This window comes from Faecalimonas nexilis, from assembly GCF_059731825.1.
The window spans coordinates 1,148,746-1,164,413 of record NZ_AP029189.1 but is presented as its reverse complement, the minus strand read 5'-3'; the positions used below and the strand labels follow the sequence as shown (position 1 = coordinate 1,164,413).

The window sequence follows — 15,668 nt, the reverse complement described above, 5'->3', positions numbered from 1 at the left end:
GCCTTGCAACTTTAGCCCCTCACAGATCCGTACGTGCGGCTTTCCCGCATACGGCTCCTCATAATAACATTCACTTTAATATAAGCAATAGTACGTCTTTGGTTTCGCAAGCGGATAACACTTTAGCATTTCCCAAAAACCACCCCATGTATAGGCTCTTCTGCAACCTCGACGATTTACCGCTTTAAACAGGAATTGTTGTACTCTGTGTAAGAATGCACATAATCTTCTATAATTCCATGTTACTCCATAATAGCGATAGTGACCTACAAGCTTTACATTCAGCTCTTTTATGATTTCTCTGACCGGACGGTTCCGATTATCATATATCCATAGTTTATATTCTTTCAGCTTACGTTCAAACTTCTTTCGAGATGTCTGCAACTTTAATGCAAATGTTCCCTTTCTTGTTTTCCCGCAATAGAAAGTAAAACCTAGAAAATCGAATGCTTCTGGCTTACCTATTCCTCTGGATAGTCTGTTGGTTTCTGCAAATCTCCCAAATTCAATCAACCTGCTTTTACTGCTTTCCAGCTCAAGATTGAATTGTTCCATCCTCTCTTTCAGGGCTGAATAATACCACTCTGCTTCTGATTTATACTGGAATCCAGCTACAAAATCATCTGCAAAATTCACCAGAAAACAGTCTCCTTTTAACGTCTTTTTCACCACAAATTTAAACCACAGCGTTAACACGTTATGCATGTATATATTTGCTAGCATCGGACTCATGACTGAACCCTGTGCTGAACCTTCCTCTGTTGATTCAAATTTTCCATCTTCCATTATTCCAGCTTTTAAATATTTCTTTATCAGCCAGAGCAGATTTGGGTCTTGAATATGCCATTCCAGAAATCTCATCATCCAGTCATGGTTAATGTGATCGAAAAATCCTTTAATATCAGCGTCCACTATGTAGCTGATTTTCCCATAACTGATTCTCTGATATACTTCTTTTACCGCTTCGTGACAACCTCTGTTTGGTCTAAATCCATACATACAGTTCAGAAATCTTGGCTCGTAAATTGCTTCTAGTACTTTCTTTACTGCCATTTGGACAATCTTATCCTCGTAAGAGGCTATTCCCAGCGGTCGCATTTTTCCATTTCCCTTTGGAATATATACCCTCAATGATGGGAGTGGTTTAAAAGATTTGTTCTTTAACCTCTGTACTAAGTCTTCGATATTTCTATCGAGGTTCTTTCCGTATTCTTCCTTTGTCACCTTATCAACACCAACTGCCTTTTTGCCATCTAATTCTTTATGGCATTGTTTCAGCAATTCTGCATTTATCAAGTGATATATGGATGTGAATACAGGTTTCTTTGTTTCTGCCGATATTTCAGCTATTCTTTCTAATTTCGTTCCCATTATTTCCTCCGTCCCTGAGTACGGATAATGTGTCCTCAGAAAGACCGTTACTATGCAGTCCCCTTCCCTCCATCGGCATTACCCGATTTCATCAGTACTATGAGACTGTCCGACTACCTGTTATCCATTTGAAGCTCTCCATTTTCAGTTGATACTTCATACTCTTATACGAGAGACAACAGGTTCTCCCCAGTTGATGTGTACCCACAATGTCAAGCATGATTGGCCCTTTGACCCCGCAGCGCCACACAATTCTCGCCATAATGACTTGTGTGCTGTTGCCTTCCGCACCAGTTAAGACGTCGGCCTACTGAAGTTAACTTTTCGAGGCTCAATAGCATTGCAACCCTGCTTTCTTGCTGTCTACGCTTGTCAGTTGCTGTTACCAACAACATCCCAAGACTCGCTATTATCTGGCTGGCTAGACCTTGGATAAATCGGATTCCCACCGACTTGGTTACACACCCTTAGCTGGGCGCACAACTGGAATTTACTGCACTACAGTCGAGTAGACTAAGACCTCTCAATCTTAGCCCCTCACAGATCCGTACGTGCGGCTTTCCCGCATACGGCTCCTCATAGTAACATTCACTTTAATATAAGCAATAGTATGTTTTAGGCTTTGCTAATGGATAATACTTGAGCATTTCCACAAATCCATTCCATGTGTATGCCCGTCTACAACCTCTCCGATTCATGGCTTTAAACAGAAACTGCTGAACCCTATGTAAAAATGTTGTTATCTTTCGGAAATTCCATGTAACACCATAGTACCGATAGTGTCCGATTAGCTTCACATTCAATTCCTTGATTATCTCTCGCATCGGTCGATTTCGATTATCATAAATCCAATTCTTATAGGCTCTGACCTTTTGCTCAAACTTCTTTCTTGAAGTCTGTACTTTTGGTGCGAAACCTCCTTTTCGGTTTTTGCTACAGTAGAAAGTAAATCCCAGAAAGTCAAATGTTTCCGGTTTATGTTCTCCTCTTGCCCTGCGATTCTGCTCTGCAAATCTTCCAAATTCAATCAGTCTGCTTTTACTACTCTCAAGTTCCAGACCAAACTTTTCCATTCGTTCTTTTAACTCTTTATAGTATCTTTCAGCTTCTGACTTATATTGAAATCCTGCAACGAAATCATCCGCAAAGTTGACAAGAAAACACTCTCCCTGCATTTCCTTCTTCACTACAAGTTTGAACCACAGCGTCAGCACATGATGCATGTATATATTCGCAAGCATCGGACTCATTACGGAGCCTTGTGCCGAACCTTCCTCTGTTGGTTCAAATTTACCTTGTTCCATTATTCCCGCTTTAAGATATTTACGTATCAGCCACAGTAAGTTCTTATCCTGTATGTTCCATTCGAGAAACTTCATCATCCACTCATGGTCGATATGGTCAAAGAACCCTTTGATGTCAGCATCTACGATATAACTGATTTTCCCATAACTTATCCGTTGATATACCTCTTTTATCGCTTCGTGACAACCTCTGTTCGGTCTGAATCCATACATACAGTTTAGGAATCTTGGCTCATAAATAGTACCCAATATTTTCTTCACTGCCATTTGTACAATCTTATCCTCATAAGAAGCTATCCCTAATGGTCTTTTCTTTCCATTTGCTTTGGGAATGTATACCCTCAGCGATGGAAGTGGCTTAAAGGATTTGTTTTTCAGCCTTTGTACTAAATCCTTGATATTTCTGTCAAGGTTCTTCCCATACTCATCTTTGGTTACCTTGTCGATTCCGACTGCTTTGCTCCCATCTAATTCCTTATGACATTGCTTTAGCATATCTTCATTTATCAAATGGTACACTGATGTAAATATAGGATGTTTTGATTTTGCCGATATCTCAGCTATTCTTACTAATTTCGTTTCCATTATTTCCTCCGTCCCTGAGTACGGATAATGTGTCCTCAGTAAGACCTTTACTATGCAATCCCCTTCCCTCCATCGGCATTACCCGATTTCTACAGTACTATGAGATTGTCCGACTACCTGCCATTCATTTGAAGTCCTCCGTTTTCAGTTGTGACTTCATACTCTTTTTCGAGAAACGGCAGGTTCTCCCCGGTTGATGTGTATTCACAATGTAAAAACATGATTGGTTCTCTGACTCCGCAGTGCCACATAATACTCGCCATATCGTATTACATGGTATTGTCTTCCGCACCAGTTAAGACGTCGACCGACTGAAGTTAACATTTCGAAGCTCAATCACTATTCAACCCTGCTTTCTTGCTGTCTACGCTTGTCAGATGCGTTACCGACATCATCCCAAGACTCGCTATTATCTGGTTGGCTAAACCTTGGATAAACCGGATTCCCACCGGCTTGACTACACACCCTTAGCTGGGCGCACAACTGGAATTTTTCTTTTTAGAATGAATTATTTATTTTCTACAATAGCACCATATTTCGTATGCGGAAGATATTGTACCTTTAAATAAGTATTTTTATCAACATACCTTGAAAATACTGTGATTTCGATTTCATCATCTTTAACTTTATCATATAGAAAAATACTTCTTCTTTCAGAAGATATATCTGCACCACCATGAGATTGTTCAGTTACATATCCTTCTGCATAACTATACTGTTTGTTTATGATGTAAGGCATATCTAAAACAAAATCTTTCAAATATAAGATTAAAAGAATAGCTACTATAACAAGAATGGTATTAGCCAATCGAAGAAATATTATATCATTTTTTCCAGTATATTCTTTTTTTATCGCTTTTTTATCAAAAAATATCGAATAGATAAGTTTTCTTTTTTTAATTAGATAGATAATGCAAGCAATTAAAGCTATAACAAATAATGAAACTCTTATAAACAATCTAAATATAGCAAAATCCATAATATCATTCCCTTAAACTTCCGATTTGTTGCTTACATTATACTCTATCAACCTAAATAATGGAAGATTTTTTCTTGTCTCCTAAAGCAAAAGCACCTGTCATTTTCAAAACGAAAATAGCAAGTGCCTTAAAGTTCCATATTCAATTTTAGGTGCAAAAAATCAGGAGACCTTTTTGGATCTCCTGCTTAGTAAAACTCTTATTTTTTTATAATTTCTATATTTTCACATCGTTCCTGAAGCATTTTTAATAGTTCTTCAGAATAGCGCACAGAAAATAATATCCTCTTGTCCGAAGATAAAACATTGATATAATTACCCAATTTTTCATAAAACGCTTCCGAGAATGACCTATTAGGACGAACATAAGGTTCTCCTATTGCTTCTTTATAAAAAATTTTTTTCCTATATCCAGAAGCTTCATGACGCAGCACATAAGTATCTTCAAATTTTACCCAATATGATTTTTCTATTGTATGTCCCAAAAAAGGTATCCCTAAAAATATAACTATCCAAAGAACACCAAGCAACACTCCTGTAAATAATGGATTATCAGTGCTTAAACTCATGACAATGAAAACAACGAAAAAAAATAACATTTGGATAGAATAGGTAATCATAAATACCTTATCTATAAATAATCCCTTTTCCCAAAACTCTTTTATAGATTGCTTTTCCCAAAATAAATAATGCTTCATATTTATTCCTCATCTCAGTTTCCATAATTATAATTCCCAGAAATATACTGTGTTCATTATACTTCATCAACCTAAAGAATGGAAGATATTTTCTTGCTCCCTAAAGCAAAAGCACCTGTCATTTTCAAAACGAAAACAGTAAGTGTCTTAGAGTTCCATATTCAATTTTGTGTGCAAAAGAAGCAGGAGACCTTTTCAGATTTCCTGCTTCTTCTAAATGATAATTATTTCGTCTAATTACTGAAAATCGGGAATTTCCTCACAAAATTCCTCGTTATAATAAGGCACGCCATCTTTGATACCCATAGTGATTTTTGAATCTAAATCCAAATAGTATCCCTCATACTGATAATCTGCCACTTCTTCTGATTCCTCTATCAATTTCTTCAGAGTTTCAGCAGCTTGCAAACTCTCAGCATTGTTCAGACCACCAATCGCCGGTCCGCTGCTTCCCTCATACACTTCCAAGTAAATTTTTTCAGAAGATTCAGGCTCAACAAACAGAATATAAGAGTAAGCATCTTCAGAATTCTGCGTTTCATAATTAGGTTCTCCAAATAATGCACGCAGTCTGCCATAGGCGATTACAGGTTCTAAATCTAAGTTTGTAAGATTGCTGCTGTTTTCCGGTATACTTGTCAGGCTTGTGTCTTTCTTGAAATCAGATATTGTCATAGCATTTTCTCCTTCCGATACATTGTTCCCTAATGCACAACCGCTTAAGCATAGTGAAACAAGTAACACCAATGTTAATAATTTTTTCATGATAGCTGTTACCTCTTTAAGATTCTCAAATAGTGTATCTCCATTATACTTCATCAACCTAAAGAATGGAAGATATTTTCTTGCTCCCTAAAGCAAAAGCACCTGTCATTTTCAAAGTGAAAACAGCAAGTGCCTTAGAGTTCCATATCCTGTTTTTTGCTTTTCGCCGGAATTGTCCGGCTGACTTCACGCTCTGCAATTTCTTTCTTTTTGCGGCTCAACTGATCTATAATGGAACTTTTGGCTTTCTTCTTGATTTGTTCCGTTCCGGCTTTTTTGACCTCCGGTTTCATCAGCGTAGTTTGGATTTTCTGAATGGTTGATTTCATAGCGTTTGTGATTCTGGCAATCACGCCATCCAATCGTTTCACTGCATACTCAACTTCTTTCTTTGAAGCCTTACGCTCAGGGGAGAGAACCCATGCCTTAGACTGCTCCACCAACTTAATATCCTCCTTGTGCGTTTCCAGTTTCACAGTATCAGCAACGACCTCAACCGCCTTGTCACAGGCAATATCGGCGACCTCGTCCACCAGAGCTTCCACATCCTCAATCTTCATTGTGAGTTCTTCCAACTTTTGCTCCTGTACTGCCAGTTGCTCCTTTTGCTTGAAAAGAATATAGTCCTGTTTTTCCAGATAAGCACGCCCACCATATTCCGGTTCTTCTTCCAGTTGCAAGCCATGCTTTTTCGCCACATCGAACAGCAGCACTCGGCAAGCTGAATCGAAAGTCATCTTGCGGTTATTTTTTCTTCCGACAGGCTTTTCCGGTTCCGGCAGTTCAAACCCCAGTGCTTCCAAAGCCTTTTCCTGTTGTGGGGCAATCTCCCCATATTGATTTTCACAATCGAACACATGACGCTCGTGAATATGAGGGGTGCTTTCATCCAAGTGCAGCGCCCAATTCAGGATATGGACATGAGAGCCGAAACGCTCATTTACGATTTCCATAAATTCTGTGACGATCTCAATGAGCAATTCCGGTGGAACATGATTATCAAGCGTTCCAATCTGATAGACCGTTTCCTCTGGACAGGTCTTTTTGCTTTTGAGCAAATCTCCGGTTTCCTTATTTCTTTCAGGGTGTCGGTTCTTCACATTTCTTTCGTTCTGCCTGGTCACAAAATCACGATACCGCTGACGATAAAAAAGCTGTTCCACATCTTCAAAAGTGGCAGACAGCTCATTTTCCTTTTCGGGATTTTTGAAATTGCGGAAGCCATTGTAACAGTCCCAATAGAGATTTTGTTTGGCTCGTTCTTCGTCAATGTGTTCGCTGTTGGCAATGTCAAAACTGCGGTCATTGTGCTTCGGATTATAAACGCCATTCTTTCCGGCTCGTCCATTGTGCCTTGTTAATTTCACATGAGTTCCTCCTTTTCTTTTTGATTTCCCCGACAGGGGAGAAGGGCAGCGAAGCTGATTCCATGCGGCTTTCTGCGTCAAGTAATACCCAGTACTAAGTGGCGAAACGCCACTTAACTGGGCAAGGCTGCCGCCCTTGACCTGCACAGGGATATTGCATTCCCTGTACCCATGCACAAAGGGTTGCACCCTCCGTACTCCCGCCCGAACAAACTGACTTCGCCCCGTCCCAAGCTCTGTCAGTTCCTTCGGTTTTACAAAACAGTCCACCGGACTATTTTGCAAAAAGAAAAACCGACGCATGATCGCTTTACGCTCAATACATCGGTTTCTTCATCTGACCTTGACGGTCATATTAAGTTGTGGCAGATTGCAGATAGTCTACAAATGGATAAACAAAAACGACCAACTATGTAGCTGATCGTCCTTGCGTGGTTGCCTTAAAAAGTAGTTGATAAACACCCTACTGTTGAAAAGTTTGTTGTCATTTACATCTATTATTTTTGAATAGAAAAATTCCTTTATAGATGATAAAAGGAATTGAACCGATTACTCCAGCAAGTGTATAAATCGGGAAAGTAACAAATCCAATTATAATTTTAGGTGCGATAGGAGTTAGCCATTTCTTAACTAAACCGCTATAAAAAATCAAACCTGTTGGCATTCCAGCAAAAAGCAATCCAAAAGAAAGAATACTTCTTGTAAATCCTAATGGTTCAGGAACAGACATATTTTGACTTGTCCAAAACGCAATGTACTCAGGGTCACTAAGCTGATTCATTTGATTAAGTGCTACAAAATAACCAAGTACACAACCAATAATTAAAAATAAACATATAAGCAATATTTGTTTCAACTCTTTTTTCATATTTCATCTTCCTTTACGGTCATATTCAGTTGTCTAACATCGTACTGTTATAAAATCTATGTCATTTACGATTTTTCTTATGCTGATTTGCCCAGTAAGATTTTACAGGGATTCTTCTTCTTTTTATGTCCTCCATAAATTCTTCTTTGTCAATATTACTATCAATGGTAAATAATTTTTCTCCATTTACATATACACGCATAGAACCTTTCTTTCTCTCGCAATAGGTAATATCTTCAAAGTGAAAAGTTCTCTTTCTGCCAAAAGTTGAACGCCATGTGATTTCATCTCCGTTCACTTCCAGTTTCCACATAATCATATTCAATGAGCCGATTAAAGAAACAATAAAGAAAATGCTAAAAACGAGTGGTGGAAACAAATCATCTTGTTGAATAGCACTGGCTACCGTAGCTCCCCCAAAAAGAAACACCGCCAATACAAAAAACATAGTAAGTACTTTTTCGGTTTTTATTATATAATGCGTCCTTATTATTCCCTTTTTCTGTTCTTCCTCTCGTTCTTTAGATCTCTTTTGCTGAAGATTTACAATATATGACAAAAGAAGAAGTACAACTAAATAGGGACCTATTTGTGTAATTATATTCAAACACATTCGTAAAAAACCATTCATTTTTTGCCCTCCATAGTTCCAGCTATATAAAAATGATTGTTTGAAATCGAGTATTAAAAACCTCAATTTTTCATATCTCATTATACTTCATCAACTTAAAGAATGGAAGAAAAAATTTTGTGTACAGAGTTCCTGTTCAAGCCTTGTAACGCACATTTCTGCAAAATCCATAGTCCCCGATACTTTCCTCACGGGTGATATACAGTCGGAATTCTGTCAGCTCATGAAATAAGAAAAACCGACGCATGATCGCTTTACGCTCAATACATCGGTTTCTTTATCTGACCTTGACGGTCATATTCAGTTGTGGCAGATTACAGGTAATCTACAAATTTCCCAAAACAAAATAGGATATTTATTTTTATTCTATTCAACTACATACCCATATTCTGTGTGTGGTAAATACCTTACAGTTATCTTATCTCCTAAATCGCTACCTGTTCCCCAATATTTTAATGAATGTTCTTCTCCAGTTTTCTCATCTCTAATATGTATTCTTCTTTCACTATTAGAGTTTTCTCCTGACATTGCACCTTGTGTAACTTCTCCGGTAACTTCAACTAAATTGTTAGATAGTAAATAAGGTATATCCAAGCAACAAGGAACAGTTATAAATATACCGAGAATCAATAACCCAACAACTGCCATCACATTGATTATTTTTTCCCATTTTTGATATTTTATTTTTTCTTCTTCATTGACAGCCTTTCGTTTTATAAACTTCCCATTTTTCTTTCTATGCAAAACATACATAATTAAGACTATAAATGATACTATAATCACTCCAAAAGTTCTAAACATCAATAATGCCATAAATTTGTACTCCTTTCAAAGCGACACGCTATTTATTAACAGCTTTATCAGCTAATCTTTTATCTCCCCATGGCGTTTTCAGCATAGGCTCATTATCAATAATTCCTGCTCTTAAAATTTCAAGGGGTTTTTCTAATTGTAAGATGTTTTTATTATCTATAATAATAGCAGTTTGAAATTCCTCAAAACTTTCAAAAACTCTGTCTTGAAATATAAAAGATATATTTTCTTTACATTCCTCTGCGTTAGCAGGTAAAACACAGGAACCCATCACATATTTTTTCTCATTATAGGAAAACTCAATAAGAGTAAAAGCCATATCATTATCATAATCAGACTTGATAATTTCCATTAGATCTTTTGCTTCAATAATGAGCGTTGGCTTTTCATTTTTCTTAAAACCAAACATGAATAACACCTCCAAGAATTAACTTTATCTTATTTTTCATTATACTTCATCAACTTAACGAATGGAAGAAAAAATTTGTGTGCAGAGTTCCTGTTCAAGCCTTGTAACGCGCATTTATGCAAAATCCATAGTCCCCGATACTTTCCTCACGGGTGATATACAGTCGGAATTCTGTCAGCTCATGAAATAAGAAAAACCGACGCATGATCGCTTTACGCTCAATACATCGGTTTCTTCATCTGACCTTGACGGTCATATTCAGTTGTGGCAGATTAGCCAATTTGAAAAATTACTCTGGCACATCTACTGAGTAGCTCAGACAATCGCCTCTTTTATTGCTTTTCAAATCGTTATAATACCACATATACATCGTTCTACCATATTCTTCATATTCTATAATCCCATCTGGCTTTTGACCTTCTACTTCTAATGAGTAAATTTCTTTATCATGTGCATAGCCAAAAACGAATCTGGTATCCGGATAATTTGGATTTAAGTCTTGTTGAATATCACTTATTGTTAAAGATAAATGGATAAATTTTTTGAAGTCTCCCCCATAAGTGGTATCTGGTGTAGTGGTAGCTGGTGTAGCATTTACAAACGCATATTGTGTACTTTCATTTTCTATCTTTTTTTTGCAGCGTACAATCACAAAACCTTGAACGGGATCGTTATCACTTCCTGCCCGATAGAAAACCGTATCATACTGTTTGCCATTCCATATATGCAATATTTCATCAACATGATTAAGAAAATCTTCTGGAGCTGATAAATTTTCATGTTCTGCTTTTAAGGGGGAATTCAAAATAGCTTCTTCGATAGAGTTATAATATGTAAGTTTAGAATCGTCTTTGCCATTATCTGTCAACTTAAACTCAATATACTCATTTCCTTTGTTTTCTTCTTCCGGAACATAAGTATAACGACCATTTTCAATATGGTCATCATAATCAACAAACAGTCCAATACATATCAGCGCTGCAAAAATTAAAAAAACTATTCCTATAATGATTAGCAATATTTTCAAAAATTTTTTCATACAAAAGTCCACCTTCTTGCTTCATTTCAGTAAATTATATCATACCGACATGAACAATTCAATTCACACTCTATCAAGTAGTTTTTTACTTACCCGTAACGCGCATTTATGCAAAATCCATAGTCACCGATACTTTCCTCACGGGTGATATACAGTCGGAATTCTGTCAGCTCATGTAAGAAAAACCGACGCATGATCGCTTTACGCTCAATACATCGGTTTCTTCATCTGACCTTGACGGTCATATTCAGTTGTTTAACATCGTACTGTTATAAAATCTATGTCATTTACGATTTTTCTTATGCTGATTTGCCCAGTAAGATTTTACAGGGATTCTTCTTCTCTCTATATCCTCCATAAATTCACTATCATCAACACCGCTGTCAATAGTGAATAATTTTTTGCCATTGACATATACACGAATAGAATTTCCCTTCATCTCGCAATATGTAATATCTTCAAAGCGAAAAGTTCTCTTTCTTCCAAAAGTTGAACGCCATGTGATTTCATCTCCGTTCACTTCCAGTTTCCACATAATCATGTTCAATGAGCCGATTAAAGAAACAATAAAGAAAATACTAAAACCAATTGGTGGCAATAAATCATCTTGTTGAATAGCACTGGCTACCGTAGCTCCCCCAAAAAGAAACACCGCCAATACAAAAAACATAGTAAGTACTTTTTCGGTTTTTATTATATAATGCGTCCTAATTATTCCCTTTTTCTGTTCTTCCTCTCGTTCTTTAGCTCTCTTTTGTTGAAGATTTACAAGATATTTCAAAAGAAGAAGTACAACTAAATAGGGACCTATTTGTGTAATTCAAATAAAATTATATATGTCTTTTTGACTATCTTTTTATATCTTCTTAAATGTCCGCAAAGCCTTATTTTATCGGCTCTACGGGCATTTTGCTTTTGTGGTAAACCTCACATATCTAGGTCTATCTTCCTATATTTTCTCTATCAAACGTGGTTAAAATCGTGGTAAATACTTTTATGCGATTAGACGCTGAACCTCTGATTTTGCGGTATCTATGGACGCATGAGCATACCAGTTCATTGTGATACTGATGTTTGAATGCCCCATGATATACTGTAAATCTTTTGGGTTCATGTTCTTGCTTGCCAGCCTTGTGCAGAATGTATGGCGTAGCGTATGCGGTGTGATATGTGGCAAGGGATTGTCCTTGTGGTGCTTGTTGTATTTCTTTATCATACGGACAAATAAGGCGTTGTAATCAATCGCAACTTTGGGCTTGCCTTTATGATTGACAAATAGGAAATTGCTCCGTCCGTCTATCACAAATGGTTCTGCCTTTGGGTGTTTCTTCATAACCCGTTGAAATGCCTGTATTGTTTCTCTGCTTAATGGCACTTGCCTTATTCCGCTCTTTGTTTTAGGCGTTTCAATATAATAGCCCTGTTCCTTGCTCTTTAGTAACTGGTGGTCGATAATCACAACTTCATTCTTAAAATCAATATCGGCTACTGTCAGTCCGCACAGTTCCGAGATACGAAGTCCTGTCTTTAACAGTATCAGCACATCATCATAATACTTGTGATACACATTGTCCGTCTTGATGAATGAGAGTAAGGCTTGTTCCTGTTCCTCTGTCAATGCGACTTTCTCTTTGGTATCATTTTCTAGGACTTCACTTAACTTGAAATCAAAAGGGTTTTTCCTTACACAATCGTCTTGTATGGCGATATAGAATGACGCTTTTAACGAGCGTTTATGGTTGTTAATGGTGTTATAGGAAAAGCCTTTGTCTTTCATGCGTAACGCCCATTCCTTAGCGTCAGAGGGTTTTATCGTATCAATGCTCCTAGCACCTAACTTATCCTCTTTCAATAACCGCATGAGTTGTTCCCGTTGTTTCATTGTGCTTTTCTTCACATTTGCCCTTTGTGCGTTCTGTTTGGCATAGAGTTGACAAAGTGTCATTTTCTTGCCTGTGCTGTCGATACCGTCCTCAATATCCCGTCTTATCTGCTGTTCCAGTTCACGAAGTGAGAGTTTTTCCCGTTTTCCCTTTGGTGTCGGGTCTGTGGGTGTCAATCTCCAAGCATACACATATTTTGTGTTTCCAAATGCGTCCACATATTTATATAAGTATTTTCCGTCTGTTCGTTGGCTCTCTCCAGTATGCAGGATACGTCCTTTGTTATCCCGTCTTTTTTCTTTCATGGTGTCTGCTCCTTTCCTTGTTGGAAAGAACCTTGATATGACTTGTGTTCATCATAACACATACAAGGCTCATTTGCATTAGATTGCGTCCAATTTATCAATAACCTGTTCAAACTGTCGGCGTTTAATCTGTATGCGGTTGCCATTCATAATGAGCCAGCCAGCGTCCTTGTTTTCCTCTGCCAATCGTCTTAACTTGTTTTCTCCGATACGGAAATACTTTGACGCTTCTTCAATGGTAAGGGTGTATTTTTCCCATACGGGAATATCGTTGTTATTCATCAGATACCCCCCTTTCCCATGTTTCGTGTCATACTGGATATAGGGGATAAGGTCGGTGCGGTTTATCCTCTGTAAATGGGCGGTTAATTTACTGGAAAGGGAATTGCTGTATCTTGCCTTATCAAGCATAGTTCCCACTTTTTCCAGTCCACCTAATGCGTCATGTTCTTCCAAGAAGTAAAAACTTTTGACAGCGGAAATCACGCCACCCTCTGTGAGCCATTGCTGTGTTTCCTCAAGGGAATTTTGCTGTTTTGGTACTTGCAGTTTCAAGACTTCCACAGCCCCTAAAAAGCGTTCCCAAAATCGACACGTTTTCCACCTGCTTTTATTACTTTCGTTTCTGTTTGGCACGACAAAGCGTAGGTTGTTTGCCAGTAGCCCGAAAGCCAGTTCCCCAAGTTCCAGCGGTCTGTCCTTGAATGTCATGGCAAAAGCATGAGCCTTATCATCACGCAGTTGCATTTCTGTCCGTTTCCAACTGCCGACTTCCTCAAGCGTCTTATTATGTTTTGAACAGACTTCTTTATCCTTATCATAAAAGCGGTAGGATAATCCAGATTTTCCAGCACCGATATAAACAGTCTTTGCGGTGTCGAAATCGTCAAACTTGCTTTCATCAAAGTGGTAGCCCTCACTATTGGAGATAAATTCCTCTTTTTCGCATTTCTTCTTTATCTGCTCTATGGTAAAGAATGGCTTTTCGTTTTTGTCATCAATGGCAATATCAAGTCTTGTGAAGTGGAAGTTATCCCGTCCGTATCTTCGCTCACAACGTCGGAACATATCCCCAAAGGTATAATTCCTACTGTCGAGAATACAGAAAATATCATCACAACCTCTGCCAGTCATAACAAGATAACAGCCTAACCCTTGTGGGTTGTCCTCTGTTTTTCTTGCGTCCCCCGATACATAAATATCTCCAATCTGCCAGCGTGCTTGATAGGTTTTGTATTTAATGCTTGCCGGATAGACATTGAAAATGTCAGTCGGTAAACCTAAAATGTGCATGATTACATCTTCAGCGGTTGCCGTATCAAATACAATACTGATGTAATCAATCTTAACGGATAAATTTTTGTGTGCAGTTATAGTGCATTACTCCTTTCGTACTTCCCGTTTTTTTGCGGGGTAAAAATCGTGTTTTTTCCTTTATTTATCACAGTTTCTAGGTACTATGACATGTATGCGCAGGGCGGTGTTACATATACGCCCTTTACGAACGCCTAAAGGCGTTCCCTTTCTTCCTGTGTCTGCCCCGTTCTTAACGCTCACGAGCCTTGTAAGGCTCGTGGCTAAACGGAACAGCCCCAGTCAGAAACCTTATTTTCGGTCTGATAGTCCATGCTTATTCATGCTATCAAAGTGAAAATATATATTTTATATGCTTACTCAAGCGTGTGATTGACCCTAGCGTGCTTAATCACTCTGTCTAATACGATAATAACTCCATTAGAATTACTTGTCAAGAAGTTTTTGTTGACTTTTAGATATAGATTAAGTATGATATGCTTATAAATACCAAGAAAAGCAACGAAAGGAGCGGTTATACTAAGTTATGGAGCATTATGAAAAGAAAATCAGTTTCTTAGGAGAAAACATACAGACCATAAGAAAACACAGAGGAATGAAACAACAGGAACTTGCGGACAAAATCGGTATCAATATGCAGAGCCTTTCCAAGATTGAACGTGGCGTGAATTATCCTACCTTTGATACGTTAGAGAAGATAATGGACGTGCTGGGTGTAACGCCCAATGAATTATTGTCGGGAGAATGGAAGTATATTGACCACACCGAGCCCTATATCATGGATATTATCAAACGGGAACAAGACTTCAATGTTTCCTTAGATTACCTGTCTGAAAATGAATTTTTCGATGATGAAAAAGAATGCACATTTTACAAGGCATATAAACTCATACAGTATATCCATAACTACATTACCAATGAGGTTACGGAGTTGGAAGAACTTATGGAAATCAAGCAGTTGATACAGCGTCAAAAACTGGAACGCATGATAAAAGTGCATAAGGAAATGCGAGGGTTAGACCGATACAGAGAACAGCCCAAAGAGTATAAATACCATGACCCTTATGATGATTGGATATTTCGTCAGCTTGCGGATATAGACAACAGAAACAACATTCCCGACACTTCTCCACAAGTAGACTTCAATGAAGCAGACTATGAAGATTATCTAAAGGCGAAATGGAACAGAGGTCTTTAATTTCCTCTTGCATGGAAGATACAGCAAACAAAAAGCCCAGTAAAGAGTGCAAAGCACCACCAATGGTGGCAAGGCTCTTGACAGGGCTTTTTCTTTTCTGTTGTGGGGTAATCAAGAGGAAGAAAGAAAAAGTGTGCAT

At 38.0% G+C, this 15,668-nt stretch carries 15 protein-coding genes and 1 pseudogene; 1 reads left to right on the top strand and 15 read right to left on the bottom strand.

Annotated elements, in window-relative coordinates; all coding sequences use genetic code 11:
• Nucleotides 1–75 precede the first annotated feature (75 nt).
• From ltrA (AC6I5B_RS05770) to AC6I5B_RS05700, 15 genes and pseudogenes are all read right to left on the bottom strand, one after another.
• Nucleotides 76–1,371, bottom strand: a complete 1,296-nt coding sequence (gene ltrA, locus AC6I5B_RS05770; protein ID WP_004615792.1) for a group II intron reverse transcriptase/maturase — start codon at nucleotides 1,369–1,371, stop codon at nucleotides 76–78.
• A gap of 593 nt (nucleotides 1,372–1,964) precedes the next feature.
• Complete coding sequence (gene ltrA, locus AC6I5B_RS05765; RefSeq protein WP_004615724.1) at nucleotides 1,965–3,260, bottom strand: group II intron reverse transcriptase/maturase; 1,296 nt, start codon at nucleotides 3,258–3,260, stop codon at nucleotides 1,965–1,967.
• Between the two features lie 508 nt (nucleotides 3,261–3,768).
• Nucleotides 3,769–4,239: a hypothetical protein gene (locus AC6I5B_RS05760; protein WP_071143754.1), complete on the bottom strand. Its 471-nt coding sequence runs from the start codon at nucleotides 4,237–4,239 to the stop codon at nucleotides 3,769–3,771.
• Nucleotides 4,240–4,439: 200 nt separating this feature from the next.
• Nucleotides 4,440–4,937 (bottom strand): hypothetical protein, encoded by a 498-nt coding sequence (locus AC6I5B_RS05755; RefSeq protein ID WP_177503055.1) that lies wholly within the window; start codon nucleotides 4,935–4,937, stop codon nucleotides 4,440–4,442.
• A gap of 237 nt (nucleotides 4,938–5,174) precedes the next feature.
• Nucleotides 5,175–5,702 carry a hypothetical protein gene (locus AC6I5B_RS05750; RefSeq protein ID WP_235837121.1) on the bottom strand — a complete coding sequence of 176 codons (528 nt, stop codon included), beginning with the start codon at nucleotides 5,700–5,702 and terminating at the stop codon, nucleotides 5,175–5,177.
• Between the two features lie 134 nt (nucleotides 5,703–5,836).
• Complete coding sequence (locus tag AC6I5B_RS05745; protein ID WP_177503053.1) at nucleotides 5,837–7,372, bottom strand: plasmid recombination protein; 1,536 nt, start codon at nucleotides 7,370–7,372, stop codon at nucleotides 5,837–5,839.
• Nucleotides 7,373–7,553: 181 nt separating this feature from the next.
• Nucleotides 7,554–7,937 carry a hypothetical protein gene (locus AC6I5B_RS05740; protein ID WP_071143751.1) on the bottom strand — a complete coding sequence of 128 codons (384 nt, stop codon included), beginning with the start codon at nucleotides 7,935–7,937 and terminating at the stop codon, nucleotides 7,554–7,556.
• Between the two features lie 61 nt (nucleotides 7,938–7,998).
• The gene (locus tag AC6I5B_RS05735; protein WP_071143750.1) at nucleotides 7,999–8,568 is read right to left on the bottom strand and encodes a DUF6560 family protein; all 570 of its coding nucleotides are present in this window, start codon (nucleotides 8,566–8,568) and stop codon (nucleotides 7,999–8,001) included.
• A gap of 366 nt (nucleotides 8,569–8,934) precedes the next feature.
• Nucleotides 8,935–9,381, bottom strand: a complete 447-nt coding sequence (locus AC6I5B_RS05730) for a hypothetical protein (protein ID WP_003023134.1) — start codon at nucleotides 9,379–9,381, stop codon at nucleotides 8,935–8,937.
• Nucleotides 9,382–9,409: 28 nt separating this feature from the next.
• Nucleotides 9,410–9,790, bottom strand: a complete 381-nt coding sequence (locus AC6I5B_RS05725) for a hypothetical protein (protein ID WP_003023131.1) — start codon at nucleotides 9,788–9,790, stop codon at nucleotides 9,410–9,412.
• 289 nt (nucleotides 9,791–10,079) lie between these two features.
• Nucleotides 10,080–10,829, bottom strand: a complete 750-nt coding sequence (locus tag AC6I5B_RS05720; RefSeq protein WP_019161659.1) for a hypothetical protein — start codon at nucleotides 10,827–10,829, stop codon at nucleotides 10,080–10,082.
• Nucleotides 10,830–11,112: 283 nt separating this feature from the next.
• On the bottom strand, nucleotides 11,113–11,640 hold the full coding sequence (locus AC6I5B_RS05715) for a DUF6560 family protein (RefSeq protein ID WP_497773765.1): 528 nt from the start codon (nucleotides 11,638–11,640) through the stop codon (nucleotides 11,113–11,115).
• Nucleotides 11,641–11,823: 183 nt separating this feature from the next.
• Nucleotides 11,824–13,017: a site-specific integrase gene (locus AC6I5B_RS05710; protein WP_021425046.1), complete on the bottom strand. Its 1,194-nt coding sequence runs from the start codon at nucleotides 13,015–13,017 to the stop codon at nucleotides 11,824–11,826.
• A gap of 78 nt (nucleotides 13,018–13,095) precedes the next feature.
• Nucleotides 13,096–13,299, bottom strand: coding sequence for an excisionase (locus tag AC6I5B_RS05705; protein ID WP_002607397.1), 204 nt, complete (start codon nucleotides 13,297–13,299; stop codon nucleotides 13,096–13,098).
• A 6-nt stretch (nucleotides 13,300–13,305) separates the two neighbouring features.
• Nucleotides 13,306–14,361: pseudogene (locus AC6I5B_RS05700) on the bottom strand (replication initiation factor domain-containing protein); the annotation flags it as partial.
• Nucleotides 14,362–14,857: 496 nt separating this feature from the next.
• On the opposite strand from AC6I5B_RS05700, the gene AC6I5B_RS05695 reads away from it, so the two are divergent.
• The gene (locus AC6I5B_RS05695) at nucleotides 14,858–15,529 is read left to right on the top strand and encodes a helix-turn-helix domain-containing protein (RefSeq protein WP_002322214.1); all 672 of its coding nucleotides are present in this window, start codon (nucleotides 14,858–14,860) and stop codon (nucleotides 15,527–15,529) included.
• Nucleotides 15,530–15,668: the final 139 nt, after the last annotated feature.

Bases quoted from the DNA above. Each gene is read 5' to 3' on its own strand.
- ltrA (WP_004615792.1), bottom strand. From the start codon at position 1,371: ATGGGAACGAAATTAGAAAGAATAGCTGAAATATCGGCAGAAACAAAG.
- ltrA (WP_004615724.1), bottom strand. From the start codon at position 3,260: ATGGAAACGAAATTAGTAAGAATAGCTGAGATATCGGCAAAATCAAAA.
- AC6I5B_RS05760 (WP_071143754.1), bottom strand. From the start codon at position 4,239: ATGGATTTTGCTATATTTAGATTGTTTATAAGAGTTTCATTATTTGTT.
- AC6I5B_RS05755 (WP_177503055.1), bottom strand. From the start codon at position 4,937: ATGAAGCATTATTTATTTTGGGAAAAGCAATCTATAAAAGAGTTTTGG.
- AC6I5B_RS05750 (WP_235837121.1), bottom strand. From the start codon at position 5,702: ATGAAAAAATTATTAACATTGGTGTTACTTGTTTCACTATGCTTAAGC.
- AC6I5B_RS05745 (WP_177503053.1), bottom strand. From the start codon at position 7,372: ATGCGTCGGTTTTTCTTTTTGCAAAATAGTCCGGTGGACTGTTTTGTA.
- AC6I5B_RS05740 (WP_071143751.1), bottom strand. From the start codon at position 7,937: ATGAAAAAAGAGTTGAAACAAATATTGCTTATATGTTTATTTTTAATT.
- AC6I5B_RS05735 (WP_071143750.1), bottom strand. From the start codon at position 8,568: ATGAATGGTTTTTTACGAATGTGTTTGAATATAATTACACAAATAGGT.
- AC6I5B_RS05730 (WP_003023134.1), bottom strand. From the start codon at position 9,381: ATGGCATTATTGATGTTTAGAACTTTTGGAGTGATTATAGTATCATTT.
- AC6I5B_RS05725 (WP_003023131.1), bottom strand. From the start codon at position 9,790: ATGTTTGGTTTTAAGAAAAATGAAAAGCCAACGCTCATTATTGAAGCA.
- AC6I5B_RS05720 (WP_019161659.1), bottom strand. From the start codon at position 10,829: ATGAAAAAATTTTTGAAAATATTGCTAATCATTATAGGAATAGTTTTT.
- AC6I5B_RS05710 (WP_021425046.1), bottom strand. From the start codon at position 13,017: ATGAAAGAAAAAAGACGGGATAACAAAGGACGTATCCTGCATACTGGA.
- AC6I5B_RS05705 (WP_002607397.1), bottom strand. From the start codon at position 13,299: ATGAATAACAACGATATTCCCGTATGGGAAAAATACACCCTTACCATT.
- AC6I5B_RS05695 (WP_002322214.1), top strand. From the start codon at position 14,858: ATGGAGCATTATGAAAAGAAAATCAGTTTCTTAGGAGAAAACATACAG.